The organism is Rhodococcus sp. GQ147 (genome assembly GCF_059759155.1).
Window position 1 is genome coordinate 438,628 of sequence record NZ_JCAXDU010000001.1, and the last position, 13,600, is coordinate 452,227.

Genomic DNA, 13,600 nt, shown 5'->3' on the forward strand with positions numbered 1-13,600 from the left:
GCTCACCGATCTCCTCCCCGGAGGTCGAGCCGAGGCGAGACCACGCCGGGCACCGTGCCCGGGGTGACCTGCCGCTGGATGTTCTCACCGCTCAGGACACCGAACGGCAGGATCAGATCCGGGGACCGCTGGTCCTCGGTGATCTGCGTGGCGACGTCGCGGCACCGGTCGATCAGCGGCTGCATCTGCCGGCCGAGCTGCTCGAAACGCTCGTCGCCGGGCACGAGATTGCCGAGATCGATGAGCTTGCACACCGCTCCCGCAGGGTCCTGCAGGTCGGGCAGCACGAGCCGCGATGCGAGCACACCTGCTTCGGCGTCGTACGAGTTGACGAGGTTGCTCACCGCGAGCGGGAGCAGCGTCAGCGAATTCACGAGTTCCTGCCGGCGGTTAGCCAGGGTCTCCGTGATCGGCACGAGTGCGTCGACGTTGTCCTTCACGGCCGCCTGGTTGTCGCGCACGAACGTCGCGACGTCGCCGAGCGTGACCGACAGCGTGTTCAGCGCCTCACCGAGGTTCTGCCGCTCCCCCGCCAGGAATCCCGACAGGTCCGAGAGCTGCGCATTGAACTGGCGCACCTGCTCGTCGTTGGCCGCGAGAGCACTGACGAACACCTGCAGGTTCTCGATCGTGCCGTAGAGGTCGTCGCGCGACTGGTCGAGCGTGCGCGCGGCGGCCGACAGGTTCTCGATGCTCTGCCCGAGGGCCTCACCGTTGCCGGCGAGGTTCTCCGCACCGACTTCGACGAAGTCGGTCAGCGCGCCCTCGCGGTTCGCGCCGTCGGGACCGAGCGCGCGGGAGAGCTCGTCGATGCTCGCGTAGAGCTCGTCGACCTCCACAGGGGTGGCGGTGCGCTCGCGGTCGATCACCGCACCGCTGCTCATCGTGTCGCCACCGGTGTAGGCAGGGGTGAGCTGTACGTAACGGTCGGCGACGACCGACGGGGTGATCTGCACGGCGCGGGCGTCGGCCGGGATGTCGACGCCGCGGTTCACCCGCAGACCGACCTTCACGAGGTCGCCCTGCGGTTCGACGGAGGTCACCTTCCCCACCTCGACGCCGAGCACCCGCACGTCGGAGCCCTCGTAGATGCCGACGGCATTGTCGAAGTAAGCGGTGATCTCGGTGGTGCCCAGTCGGGCGAACAGCCACCAGCCCGCTCCGGCCAGGGCCACTGCGACCGCCACGACGGCCGCGATCAGCGCGATGCGCCCGCGATTGCTGCGGGACTCGCCGTTCTCGGCGTGTGCCATCAGTTGCCCCCTTCCAGGCGGCGACCGGGCTCGCGGTAACCGGGGATCTCCGGCAGGCCCGGCGGGGTCAGGTTCACGACGACCTGGTCGAACCACCGGCCGTTGCCGACGACGTTGGTGTAGACACGCACGAACGGCTCGTACAGCTCCATGGCCCGATCGAGGTTGTCGTTGTTTTCCTGGAGGACGTCGACGACGCCGCGCAACTGCTGCAGGGCGGGACCGATGGTCTCGCGGTTCTCCTCGACGAGCCCGGAGAGCTCGGCCGACAACCGCTTGGTGCCATCGAGCAACTGGGAGATCGCCTCCTGCCGATTGTTCAGTTCCGCGACGAGCAGCGCACCGTCGGAGAGCAACCGGTTGAACTCGGCGTTGCGGTCGGCGAGCACCTTCGAGACATTGCCGGTCGCGTCGAGGAGCTTCTCCAGCTCCTGGTCACGACTCGCGACGGTCTCGGACAGGCGGCTGATGCCGTCGAGCGAGGCCCGGATGTCGTCGGGTGTCTCCGAGAACGCCTCCGACAGGGTCTGGAAGCCGGTCGCGAGCTGCTCGGAATCGATCTCGCCGAGGGTCGTGGCCGCCGACGAGAACGCTTCGATCACGTCGTACGGCGCGACCGTCCGGTCGAGCGGGATCCGGTCGTCCGGGTCGAGCACCTCCGTACCCCGCGGCTCGAGTGCCAGATACTTCTGTCCGAGGATCGTCTTGATCTGGATGGAGGCCGCCGTGTCGTTCCCGACCCATGCGTCCTGGACCTTGAACGAGACGATCACGCGGTCGCCCTCGAGGTCGACTCCGGTGACCTTGCCGACCTTCACGCCGGCGATACGCACCTCGTTGGTGGGTTTGAGACCCGCGGCCTCGCTGAACTCGGCCTCGTAGGTCGCGCCCGCCCCGATAATGGGCAGTTCGTCGAGGAAAAAGGCGGACAGTGTCCCCAGCAGCACCACGACGATGCCCAGGGCACCGGCGGCGGCCGGACTGCGACGTTTGCTCATCGTCCCTGCAACTCCTGCATCCCCTCTTGCGAGCAACGCTTCGCCGCATTCGTGTAGATGGGTTGGTTCACGGTGGGCAGCCCCGTCGGCAGATTCAGATACGGGACCGAACCGGGACCTGCGATGATGTCGATTCCGCACAGGTAGAACTGGAACCACGAACCGGAGCTGGCCACGCGCCCGAGCTTGTCGAGCTTGACCGGCAACGTCTCGAGGACGCGGTCGACCTCGTCGCGGTTCGCGTTGAGATTCGAAGTGACCTGTTCGAGCGCCGTGATCGACTGTGCGATCGACGGGCGGGTGGGCTCGAGGACGTCGGAGACCGCGTCGGTCAGCCCCGCCATCGACGCCACGGCCGAACCGACGGTCGCCCGGTCGGCCGACAACCCGCTGACGAGTGCCTGCGTGTTGACCAGCAGCGAATCGAGCTGCTCGTCGCGCTGGTCGATCGTGGCCAGGACGGTGTTGAGGTTGTCGATCACCGCACCGATCACGCGGTCCTTGTCGGCGATGGTGTTGGTCAGCGACGCGGTGCTGCGCACCAGATCGTCGATCGTTCCGGCCTCACCCTGGAAGACCTGGATGATCTGGAACGAGAGCTTGTTGACGTCGTCGGCGCTCAGCGTCTGGAACAACGGTCGGAAGCCGTCGAAGAGCGTCGTGAGGTTCACCGCCGGCTTCGTACGCTCGATCGGGATCGTATCGCCGCCCGTGATCTTCTCACCCTGCGCGCCCTCACCCTGACCGAGCGCGATGTAACGCTGGCCGACGAGATTGCGGAACCGGATGGTCGCGGTGGCACCGGCCGGGAGCCAGTCGCGCTCCTCGAGCGAGAAGGTGACCCGCGCCTGCCGTTCGTCGAAGACCGAGATCTCCTCGACCTGCCCCACGCGGACACCCGCGATGCGGATGTCGTCGCCCTTGTTGAGTGAGGTGACGTCGGAAAAGACCGCGTGGAACTTCGTTCCTCCCCCACCGCCGACATTGGCGATGGTCGCGGCGAGGACACCGGTCGCGAGGACGGTGACCACGGCGAACACGATGAGTTTGATCAGGGGTGCTGCGAGACCTCTCACTGGAAGCTCACCTCCGTACCGCGGATCGCCGGAGCGCCGAGCCGGGTGGTCCAGGACGGGACCTCCTCGGGGTCGACACCGGTGGCCTGTCCGTAGATGACGTCGAGCGTGTCCTGTTCCAGACGCGAGCCGGCGTACGAGACGGGAGTCGCGCCGCCGTCCGAGGTGCCGATGATCTCACCGACGTCGTCGGGGACGCCGGATCCTGCCGGGGCAGGGAAGAAATCGATGGTCTCGGGGCCGGGATTACGCGACGGCACCTGGTACGAACCGTCGTTGATCGAACCGCCCGGATACTGCGGGAAGTTGCGGCCGGGCGCGGTCACGTCGTCGTAGCAGGCCGGTCCGCGATCGTCGAGCAGACGCGGTTCGTCCTGGTTCGGCAGGTAGCGGCCCTTCGGGTTCGTGAACTGGATGTTCGCGCGCACACCCGGGAACGGATCGTCGGCCGCGAGCAGATCGACGGCGGCCGGCTTCGCGTCGGCGAATCCCTCGAAGGTGCACGGGAAGGACGGCGAGTAACGGGCGAGCAGCTGCAGCGCCTCCTTCGAATCGGCGGACAGCGTGATGATCGAGTTCGAGTTCTGCTCGATGAAATCGGCCGTCTGCGACGACGCTCCCGTCGCGCTCGCAAGCAGCGTGCGGATCTGGTTCTGCTGTTCGACGACCGTGCCACCCGTCGTGCGCAGGTTGTTCAGCGCCTCGACGAGATCCGGTGCGGCCTCGGAGTAGGTCTGCGAGAAATCGGCGAGTCCGCGCAGATCCTCCTGCAGTGTGGGCAGTTCGCCGTTCACCTCGCGGAAGATCTGTTCGAGGTCGTCGACCGTCTGTCCCAGCTTCTCGCCGCGTCCGCTCAGTCCCTGGGCCAGGGCGCCGAGCGTGTTGGCGAGGTCCTGCGGCGGGACGGCCTCGAGGAGCGGGAGCAGCCCGTCGAGCACGTCGCCGAGTTCGACGGTGCGCTCGCTCGTGTCCTGCACCAGCACATCGCCGTTCGTGACGGGACGCCCCGGATCGTCGGGGATGATCAGCGAGACGTAGCGCTCACCGAAGAGGGTCTTCGGCAGCAGCTGTGCGGTGGCGTTGACCGGGATCAGTTCGGCCTTGTCGGGGTCGAGCGCAAGATGCGCGGTGACGTCGCCGCCTTCCGCGCTCGTTCCGCGGACCTCGCCGACGAGCACACCGCGTGCCTTGACGTCGGCGTTGAGCGGCAGGGCGTTGCCGATGCTGTCGGTGCGGAGGTCGACCTTCACGACCTTCGTGAACGTCTTGTTGTACATCGCGATCGTGACGTACAGGAACAGCGCCAGCACCACGAAGAAGATCAATCCCAGGGTGCGGCGACGCAAGGGCGAAGTGGTCGTGTCGCTCATCCGGCCACCCTCACCGTGGTCGTCGTGCCCCAGATCGCGAGGCTGAGGAAGAAGTCGAGGATCGCGATCGTCACGATCGCGGTACGTACCGCGCGGCCCACGGCCACCCCGACGCCGGCGGGACCGCCGCTGGCGTGGAAACCGTAGTAGCAGTGGATGAGGATGACCACGAACGCGAAGACCAGCACTTTCGCGAACGAATACAACACATCCTCCGGTGGGAGGAACAGATAGAAGTAGTGGTCGTACGATCCGCTCGACTGGCCGTTGAACAGCGTGCTGATCGTGCGGGTCGCGAGATAGGCCGCGAGGAGACCGATGATGTACAGCGGGATCACGGCGACGAAGCCGGCGATCATCCGGGAGGTCACCAGGAACGGCAGCGACGGCACGGCCATCACCTCGAGGGCGTCGATCTCCTCGCTGATCCTCATGGCACCGAGCTGTGCCGTGAAGCCGCAGCCCACGGTCGCCGACAACGCGAGCGCCGCGACGATCGGGGCCAGTTCACGGGTGTTGACGTAGGCCGAGAGGAAGCCGGTGAGCACCGACGAGCCGAGCTGCTCGAGCGCGGCGTAACCCTGCAGACCCACGACGACGCCGGTGAAGCCGGACATCATCGCGATGACGCCGATGGTGCCACCGATCACGGCGAGTGCACCGCTGCCGAAGGTGACCTCGGCGAGCAACCGCAGGACTTCCTTGCGGTAGTGGGTGAGGGTTCGCGGGGTCCACGCGACGGCGCGCGCGTAGAAGGACATCTGGTCCCCCGCGCGGTCGAGCACGTTCAGCGGTGCGCGCACCGCTCGGCGACCCCGGAGAAGAACGAGATCTCCGCGGCCTCTGGAGACTGTCATCTGGTCAGGATCCCTTCGCAGGAACGATCTGCAGGTACACCATCGTCAGGATCAAGTTCGCGAAGAAGAGCAGCAGGAACGTGATGACGACAGTCTGGTTCACGGCCTCCCCCACGCCCTTCGGGCCTGCACCGGGGTGCAGCCCCTTGTAGGACGCGACGACGCCGGCGATCAACCCGAAGATCGCAGCCTTGAGTTCGGCGACGTAGAGGTCGGGTAGCTGCGCCAGGGCGGAGAAGGAGGCGAGGTAGGCGCCGGGGGTACCGCCCTGCAGCACCACGTTGAAGAAGTAGCCGCCGGCGATGCCGATCACGGAGACGAGACCGTTGAGCAGGAGCGCGACGAGCACCATCGCCAGTACTCGCGGGACGACGAGGCGCTGGATGGGATTGATGCCCAGCACCTCCATCGCGTCGATCTCCTCGCGGATCGTCCGCGATCCGAGGTCGGCGGTGACCGCGGAGCCGGCGGCACCGGCGATCAGCAGAGCCGTCACGATCGGACTGCCCTGCTGGATGACCGCCAGGACGCTCGCGGCACCGGTGAACGATTCGGCGCCGAGCTGCTTGATCAGCGAGCCGGTCTGCAGCGACACGACGGCGCCGAACGGGATCGCGACGAGCGCCGTCGGAAGAATCGTGACACTGGCGATGAACCACGCCTGTTCGATGAATTCCCGGAACTGGAACGGTCGGCGGAAGGTGTTCCGCACGACGTCGACGAACAGTTCGACGATGTTGCCGGCCTGGGTGAGTGCGCCGTGAACCGGCCGCACGAGCGAGCTGCCCGCCCCCATCTACTCTCCTACTTCTCCAGCCTGCGGCTGTACCACTGCTGACGCTGTACCACTGCTGCGGCTGGTGCTACTGCTGGGCCTGCTGCTCGTATCTCTCTCCGGTATAGGCGGGAATGATCTGGGTGTCATCGTCGGCATAGCCCCGGGCTGTGTGGGGCGCGCCGTTGTGATCGAGCGACTCGAGGATGGCGCTCTGGGCGGCCGGGGGCAGGTTGTGCAGGATCGACCGCACCCGCTCCTGCCGACGCGCCACCGCCTGCCGCTCCGGCATCCCCGGAGTCGCCTGCATCTGCGGCACGATCCCCTCGACGTCGTCCACACCACCGGCATGATGACCCGCCTCGACGAGCGCCTGCTCGTGCGCCATCGTCGCCTCGTCCTTCTCCTCCGACATCCCGATCGGACCGATCATCGTGCCGTTGAGGAACTGCTTGACCACCGGCTCATCCGAAGTCAGCAACACCTCACGCGGACCGAACATCACCAACTGCCGGCGGAACAACATCCCGATGTTGTCCGGCACCGTGCGCGCCAGATTGATGTTGTGCGACACGATCAGGATCGTCGCATCGATCTCCGCATTGATATCGATCAACGTCTGCGAAATATAGGTCGTGCGCACCGGATCGAGACCCGAATCCGGCTCGTCCACCAGAATGATCTCCGGATCCAACACCAACGCCCGCGCCAGACCGGCGCGCTTCCGCATCCCCCCGGAGATCTCCCCGGGCAACTTGTCCTCGGCGCCGAGCAGACCGACGAGCTCGAGCTTGCTCATCACGATCTGCCGGATCTCCGACTCGGACTTGCGGGTGTGCTCACGCAACGGGAAGGCGACATTGTCGTAGAGGTTCATCGACCCGAACAACGCACCGTCCTGGAACAGCACCCCGAACAACTTGCGGATCTCGTAGAGCTCCTTCGAGGAGCACTGCAGGATGTCGGTGCCGTCGATGACGATCGAGCCCTCCTCCGGGCGCAGCAGACCGATCAACGACTTGAGGAACACCGACTTACCGGTACCCGACGGCCCGAGCAACGCGGACACCTCACCGGCCGGCAACGTCAACGTCACGTCCTGCCAGATACGTTGCGAGCCGAAGGACTTGGTCAGTCCCTCGACGGAAACCTCGACTCCCACGATCACCTCCGCTGTCCGATACCGTCGCCCCCGTGTGGGTTGGGCCACTCTATCGCATGGATAGTGGTACCTGTGACACGCGATCCTACTCATGAGTAAGGACGTTGTACAAGGGGGTACGCGTATCTCGACTTACGCCGTGACCTGCATGAACACGGTGTAGATGTCGATTTCTGCCGATAACGGACATATCACTCGGCATTCATGCCCGAAATTCAGAAGGGCCGCTTCCGCGAAATGAATTCGCGGAAACGGCCCTGTGCGGAACCGTTCCGGAGAGCGTCGGAACGCTCGACGGAAAGTTCGGAAACCGTCTTACTTGACGGTGACCTTGGCGCCGGCCTCTTCGAGCTTGGCCTTGGCAGCGTCGGCAGCATCCTTGGCGACCTTCTCGAGGATCGGCTTCGGAGCACCCTCGACGAGGTCCTTGGCTTCCTTCAGGCCCAGGCCGGAGACGATCTCGCGAACGACCTTGATGACCTGGATCTTCTTCTCGCCGGCACCCTCGAGGATGACGTCGAACTCGTCCTGCTCGGACTCGGCCTCGGCAGCAGCGGCCGGAGCACCGGCGGCAGCGACGGCAACCGGAGCAGCAGCGGTGACCTCGAAGGTCTCCTCGAATGCCTTGACGAACTCCGAGAGCTCGAGCAGGGTCAGTTCCTTGAACGCGTCGAGCAGCTCTTCGGTGGTGAGCTTCGCCATGATGGCGGTCCTTCCTGATAAGTCCCATGTCGCTGATCCGCGACCGGATGGGATGGTGCGTGCCGGAGCACGCGTGGATGTATCTTTCGCGGTGATGCAGATTCGCAGTGATGCGGATCAGCGTCAGGCGGCTTCTTCGCCCGCCTTCTTCTCCTGCAGAGCGGCCGCGAGGCGGGCCACCTGCGAAGCGGGGGCGTTGAACAGGCCTGCGGCCTTTGCCAAGTTGCCCTTCATCGCGCCGGCGAGCTTGGCCAACAGCACCTCGCGGGACTCGAGGTCCGCGATCTGGTTGACCTGCTCCACGGACAGCGCAGCGCCGTCCATGTAACCGCCCTTGATGACGAGAGCCTTGTTGTCCTTCGCGAAGTTCTTCAGAGCCTTCGCAGCATCCACCGCTTCGCCCTTGACGAACGCGATGGCGGTCGGACCGACGAACAGATCGTCGAGACCCTCGACGCCCGCCTCAGCGGCGGCACGCTTGACCAGGGTGTTCTTGGCGACGGAGTAGGTGGCACCCTCTCCGAGAGCGCGACGCAGCTCGGTCAGACTTCCCACCGACAGACCACGATATTCCGTGATCACGGCAGCGGTGGAGGTCTTGAACTGCTCGGTGATCTCCGCAACTGCGGAAACCTTCTCGGGCTTTGCCATACTTCGCCTCCTCTCAGTAACAGTCGTTTTCCCGGTGTCCCGAGTGGGACGCCCCACCGGACGACCGCCGGGACCGGAAAACGACGAACGCCCCGGCGCAGGGCACACGGGGCATACAGGAGGAGGAACTCGAATGCACCCGGAAGACACATCGCGGTTCGTATCTCCCCTAACCTCGTCCTCCTGCGTGGGCCGCCGGACAACTCCGGACCTTCAACCGATCCGCACGCGGATTCGGTGACCAACGGTCTTGGGTAGAACATGATCGGGGTGAAGATCGGCGCACGCCGAACTACCCCACCACTGTAGCGGACGATGTGCACGAGATGCAAAACGGCCGGCACAGCGATGCTGTACCGGCCGCTTCAGGACGCACATCCACTGCGTGCAGTGCGAATTACTCCGCGGTCTCGAGGAGGTTGCGGGTGCGCTGCGGATCCACCGGGATGCCCGGGCCGGTGGTCGTAGCGATCGTGACCTTCTTGATGTAGCGGCCCTTCGCGCTGGACGGCTTGGCGCGGAGCACCTCGTCCAGAGCAGCAGCGTAGTTCTCGACCAGCTTGGTCTCGTCGAACGAGGCCTTGCCGATCACGAAGTGCAGGTTGGCGTTCTTGTCGACGCGGAAGCTGATCTTGCCACCCTTGATGTCGGTGACGGCCTTCGCGACGTCCGGGGTGACCGTGCCCGTCTTCGGGTTCGGCATCAGACCACGGGGACCGAGGACGCGGGCGATACGACCGACCTTCGCCATCTGGTCGGGGGTCGCGATCGCGGCGTCGAAGTCCAGCCAGCCGCCCTGGATGCGCTCGATCAGATCCTCGGCGCCCACGACGTCGGCACCTGCGGCCTCGGCCTCGGCAGCCTTCTCGCCCACCGCGAAGACGATGACGCGAGCGGTCTTACCCGTGCCGTGCGGCAGGTTGACCGTGCCGCGCACCATCTGGTCCGCCTTGCGGGGATCCACACCGAGTCGCATGGCGACCTCGACGGTGGCGTCGTAGTTCTTCGAGCTGGTCTCCTTCGCGAGCTTCGCAGCTGCGAGGGGGCTGTACAGGTTGTCCGAGTCGATCTTCTCGGCCGCGGCGAGGTATGCCTTGCTGCGCTTTGCCATGTTCTTTCCTAACTTCTCACCGGCAGGTGAATGGTTCGGGCGTGGTAGCGGGCCTGGCCGGCCCTCCCACGAGTGCTATGCAAGCCCGGGGACGGAGCCCCGGAACAGCGAGGGGCTCAGCCCTCGACCGTGATGCCCATCGACCGAGCGGTGCCGGCGATGATCTTCGCGGCAGCCTCGATGTCGTTGGCGTTCAGGTCTTCCTGCTTGGTCTTGGCGATCTCGCGCACCTGATCCATGGTCACCTTGGCGACCTTGGTCTTGTGCGGCTCGCCGGAGCCCTTCTGCACGCCTGCGGCCTTGAGCAGGAGCTTCGCGGCCGGCGGAGTCTTCAGCTTGAAGTCGAACGAACGGTCCTCGTAGACCGTGATCTCGACCGGCACGACGTTGCCACGCTGCGACTCGGTCGCCGCGTTGTACGCCTTGCAGAACTCCATGATGTTGACGCCGTGCTGACCCAGCGCGGGGCCGACCGGCGGAGCCGGGTTGGCCTGGCCGGCCTGGATCTGGAGCTTGATGAGCCCGGCGATCTTCTTCTTCTTGGGGGGCATCTCTATTCCTAGTTTCGTGCTCGGTGTGGTTCTTGCGTACTGCTACTGCAAGCTTGTGCGCGCCGGATGCCGGCGCCGTCGGATCCTGGGGATCGTCAGATCTTCGACACCTGGTTGAACGACAACTCCACGGGAGTCTCACGGCCGAAGATCGACACCAGGACCTTGAGCTTCTGCTGCTCGGCGTTGACCTCACTGATGGAGGCGGGCAGCGTCGCGAACGGGCCGTCCATCACGGTGACCGACTCGCCGACCTCGAAGTCCACCTCGATGGCGGGCTTCGCAGCGGCGGCGGGAGCCTGCTCGCCTGCGGTCGAAGCACCGGCCGCCGGCTTCTTCTTCGCCTGCTGCGGGAGGAGGAACTTCACGACCTCCTTGATCGTCAGCGGCGACGGACGCGACGTGGCTCCGACGAAGCCGGTCACGCCGGGGGTGTTCCGGACGGCGCCCCACGACTCGTCGTTGAGTTCCATCCGGACGAGGATGTAGCCGGGCAGGACCTTGCGGTTGACCTGCTTGCGCTGACCGTTCTTGATCTCGGTGACCTCTTCGGTCGGCACCTCGACCTGGAAGATGTACTCGGTGAGGTCGAGGTTCTGGACGCGGGTTTCGAGGTTGGTCTTGACCTTGTTCTCGTAGCCGGCGTAGGAGTGCACGACGTACCAGTCGCCGGGCTCGCGCCGCAGTTGCTTCTCGAGGGCCTCGGCCGGGTCGACCTCGTCCTCTTCGGCGGCGGCGTCGTCGGTGCCCTCCGCTGCGTCGGAGACCTCGACATCGGTCTCGGCATCGGTGCCGGACTCGACAGCAGCGTCGGACTCGGAGACCTCGGTGTCCGCATCCGCCGACTCGGCCGTCACGTCGTCAACCAAGGCCTCGTCCGAAACGTGCTCCTCGGCCGAAGCCTCGTACGAGTCGTTCTCGGGGGTGCTCACCGGGCACTTTCCTCTCGTCGATCACATTTTTCGTCTCGCGCGGACAGGCGCTAACCGAACAACCAGCTGACGCCCTGTACGAACGCCAGATCCAATCCGAAGATGAACGCCGTCATGACGGTCACGAACGCAAGGACCACGAGCGTGTAGGTGGTCAACTGCTTGCGGTTGGGCCAGATCACCTTGCGGAGCTCGGCGATGACCTCACGGAAGAAGCGCACGAGTCGCTTGAAGATGTTCTCGGACTTCGCGGCGGGACGATCGCTCACGGCCGTGGCCGAACGCGACGTCTTCTTCATGGACACCGCACTCGTCGTGGATGCCGAGGGATCGGCTGCACCACGACGGGTGGCCCGCTTGCCGGTCGGCCGAGCAGCCGCGGAAGAACCGTCGGGGGTCGCGCCGGTAGCCGTTCCAGCGTCGCCGGGAATGTTCCCTGCGGTGCCGCTGTGGCGCTGACCGCGCTCCTCGCTCACATCGTTCCTCTCGGTCGCTGGCAGTCCGGGGGCAGGGGCGACAGGACTTGAACCTGCAACCTGCGGTTTTGGAGACCGCTGCTCTGCCAATTGAGCTACGCCCCTCTGGTCGGACATCCACACTCGTACGAAGCGAGTGTCCGGAACCGACCCATCCGCGACCACATGACACGCGCGCTACCCCGTCGGGCCGTTACGGCCTTCGTAGAGCAGCGCGCTGCTATGCGATCCCAGAAGCCTAAGTGTACTGCATTGCCCCGGGACAAACCCAATCCGCTCGGCCGTCAGGCCAAACGGACCGTTGCCGTGGCGCGACCGAAGATCTTACGACCGTCGGACTTCGCCACGATAGCGACCACTGCTGTCTTGCTCTCCGCGTCCACCGACTTGATCTTGCCGGTGAACTCGATCTCGGCGGCCTTGTCGGCCTCCACATATACCGGACTGGTGAACCGAACATTGTATTCGGTCACCGCGCCGGGGTCTCCCAGCCACTCCGTGACGAAGCCGGCCGCGATGCCCATCGAGAGCATGCCGTGCCCGACGACGTCGCGCAAGCCGGCCAGTTCGGCCACCTTGTCGCTCCAGTGGATCGGGTTGGGATCACCCGACACACCTGCATAGTTGACCAGATTTCCGCGCGTGAGCGTGACGACCTTCGACGGAAGCTCGTCCCCTACCGCGACATCCGCGAAGCTACGGAGTGTCACTGTGCATCACCACATCCTTGACCGCGTGCGCGATGTTGTCGTCGACCTCGCCACCGGAACGGGCGACGAGCGTCGTCCAGGAGGTGAGCACGAGATTGTCGTACTGATCCGTGATCACGTTCTTGGTGGTGATGATGTCGCTGCCGGCAGCTTGCCGGAAATCGTCGAGGTAGACGTCGCAGAACAGCCTGTCGCCGGCCTGGATCGGGCGGTGGTAGACCATCCGCTGGTCGGTCTGCATGATCTGGCTCAGGTCGTAGCCGGTGACGACCTCTTCGAACAGCTTGCGCTGCGCGATCATGCCGACGATCGAGACGAAGGTCAGCGGCGCGATCACTCCGTCATATCCCAGCCCCCGGGCTGCGTCGTCGTCGTGATGGGCCGGATGCGAATCGCGCACGGCACGGGCGTACTCGCGGATCTTCTCGCGACCGACCTCGTAGTAGTCGCCCACCCGGTAGTGGTGACCGACCATGGACTTGGCGTGCGCGGCGGCATCGAACGGGATCCCGGCCTGTTCGGTCGCGTCCACCGATTCCTGGTTCTCGAGTATGTTCGTCATACGCAAAACCTCCGCAATTCCGACGACGCCAACTGGCACGGTCGGTATTGCGGAGACCTTATGCGTCGACGTCGTTGCGACCGGCTACTTGGACTCGCGGTGCGACTGGTGCGTACCGCAGTTCGGGCAGAACTTCTTCAGCTCGAGCCGGTCGGGGTCGTTGCGACGGTTCTTCTTCGTGATGTAGTTGCGGTGCTTGCACACCTCGCAGGCCAAGGTGATCTTCGGCCGAACGTCAGTAGAGGAGGCCACGGGATGCCTTCTTTCGCGTCAATCCGATCAGTATCGATCAGGGTGGATCAATGAACTTTTGGTAGCGGTGACCGGACTTGAACCGGCGACGCAACGATTATGAGTCGTTTGCTCTACCAACTGAGCTACACCGCCTCGGTGCCGAGTGTCGCTACGAAGGCG

16 protein-coding genes and 2 tRNA genes are annotated in these 13,600 nt (G+C 65.2%); all 18 read right to left on the reverse strand.

What is annotated here, in order from left to right:
- Positions 1-2 precede the first annotated feature (2 nt).
- A complete protein-coding gene (locus AC6CID_RS01810) occupies positions 3-1,253 on the reverse strand; it encodes an MCE family protein (protein ID WP_006552281.1) in 1,251 nt (416 codons plus the stop codon).
- Positions 1,253-2,251, reverse strand: a complete 999-nt coding sequence (locus AC6CID_RS01815; RefSeq protein WP_217579568.1) for an MCE family protein — start codon at positions 2,249-2,251, stop codon at positions 1,253-1,255. Before AC6CID_RS01815 ends, AC6CID_RS01810 begins: the two co-directional genes overlap by 1 nt.
- A complete protein-coding gene (locus AC6CID_RS01820) occupies positions 2,248-3,327 on the reverse strand; it encodes an MCE family protein (protein ID WP_498353499.1) in 1,080 nt (359 codons plus the stop codon). The genes AC6CID_RS01815 and AC6CID_RS01820 overlap by 4 nt, the downstream gene beginning before the upstream one ends.
- Entirely contained in the window at positions 3,324-4,697 is a 1,374-nt protein-coding gene (locus tag AC6CID_RS01825; protein WP_006552284.1) for an MCE family protein, read from the reverse strand. The genes AC6CID_RS01820 and AC6CID_RS01825 overlap by 4 nt, the downstream gene beginning before the upstream one ends.
- On the reverse strand, positions 4,694-5,554 hold the full coding sequence (locus AC6CID_RS01830; protein ID WP_024101684.1) for an MlaE family ABC transporter permease: 861 nt from the start codon (positions 5,552-5,554) through the stop codon (positions 4,694-4,696). The genes AC6CID_RS01825 and AC6CID_RS01830 overlap by 4 nt, the downstream gene beginning before the upstream one ends.
- Positions 5,555-5,558: 4 nt before the next feature.
- A complete protein-coding gene (locus AC6CID_RS01835; RefSeq protein ID WP_006552286.1) occupies positions 5,559-6,350 on the reverse strand; it encodes an MlaE family ABC transporter permease in 792 nt (263 codons plus the stop codon).
- Positions 6,351-6,417: 67 nt separating this feature from the next.
- On the reverse strand, positions 6,418-7,494 hold the full coding sequence (locus tag AC6CID_RS01840) for an ABC transporter ATP-binding protein (protein WP_041803793.1): 1,077 nt from the start codon (positions 7,492-7,494) through the stop codon (positions 6,418-6,420).
- Positions 7,495-7,806: 312 nt separating this feature from the next.
- Positions 7,807-8,193, reverse strand: coding sequence for a 50S ribosomal protein L7/L12 (gene rplL, locus AC6CID_RS01845; RefSeq protein ID WP_024101686.1), 387 nt, complete (start codon positions 8,191-8,193; stop codon positions 7,807-7,809).
- Between the two features lie 123 nt (positions 8,194-8,316).
- A complete protein-coding gene (gene rplJ, locus AC6CID_RS01850; protein WP_006552288.1) occupies positions 8,317-8,844 on the reverse strand; it encodes a 50S ribosomal protein L10 in 528 nt (175 codons plus the stop codon).
- A gap of 397 nt (positions 8,845-9,241) precedes the next feature.
- Positions 9,242-9,955: a 50S ribosomal protein L1 gene (rplA, locus tag AC6CID_RS01855; protein ID WP_006552289.1), complete on the reverse strand. Its 714-nt coding sequence runs from the start codon at positions 9,953-9,955 to the stop codon at positions 9,242-9,244.
- Positions 9,956-10,071: 116 nt separating this feature from the next.
- Positions 10,072-10,506: a 50S ribosomal protein L11 gene (gene rplK, locus AC6CID_RS01860; protein WP_006552290.1), complete on the reverse strand. Its 435-nt coding sequence runs from the start codon at positions 10,504-10,506 to the stop codon at positions 10,072-10,074.
- A gap of 95 nt (positions 10,507-10,601) precedes the next feature.
- On the reverse strand, positions 10,602-11,438 hold the full coding sequence (gene nusG / locus AC6CID_RS01865; RefSeq protein WP_006552291.1) for a transcription termination/antitermination protein NusG: 837 nt from the start codon (positions 11,436-11,438) through the stop codon (positions 10,602-10,604).
- Between the two features lie 50 nt (positions 11,439-11,488).
- Positions 11,489-11,914: a preprotein translocase subunit SecE gene (secE, locus tag AC6CID_RS01870; RefSeq protein WP_024101687.1), complete on the reverse strand. Its 426-nt coding sequence runs from the start codon at positions 11,912-11,914 to the stop codon at positions 11,489-11,491.
- Between the two features lie 32 nt (positions 11,915-11,946).
- Positions 11,947-12,019, reverse strand: a tRNA-Trp gene (locus AC6CID_RS01875).
- 179 nt (positions 12,020-12,198) lie between these two features.
- Entirely contained in the window at positions 12,199-12,624 is a 426-nt protein-coding gene (hadB, locus tag AC6CID_RS01880; RefSeq protein WP_019291230.1) for a (3R)-hydroxyacyl-ACP dehydratase subunit HadB, read from the reverse strand.
- A complete protein-coding gene (gene hadA / locus AC6CID_RS01885) occupies positions 12,611-13,186 on the reverse strand; it encodes a (3R)-hydroxyacyl-ACP dehydratase subunit HadA (RefSeq protein WP_006552294.1) in 576 nt (191 codons plus the stop codon). Before hadA ends, hadB begins: the two co-directional genes overlap by 14 nt.
- Before the next feature lie 84 nt (positions 13,187-13,270).
- Positions 13,271-13,438 carry a 50S ribosomal protein L33 gene (rpmG, locus tag AC6CID_RS01890; RefSeq protein WP_003941903.1) on the reverse strand — a complete coding sequence of 56 codons (168 nt, stop codon included), beginning with the start codon at positions 13,436-13,438 and terminating at the stop codon, positions 13,271-13,273.
- A 59-nt stretch (positions 13,439-13,497) separates the two neighbouring features.
- Positions 13,498-13,573: transfer RNA gene (locus tag AC6CID_RS01895), tRNA-Met, on the reverse strand.
- Between the last annotated feature and the right edge of the window lie 27 nt (positions 13,574-13,600).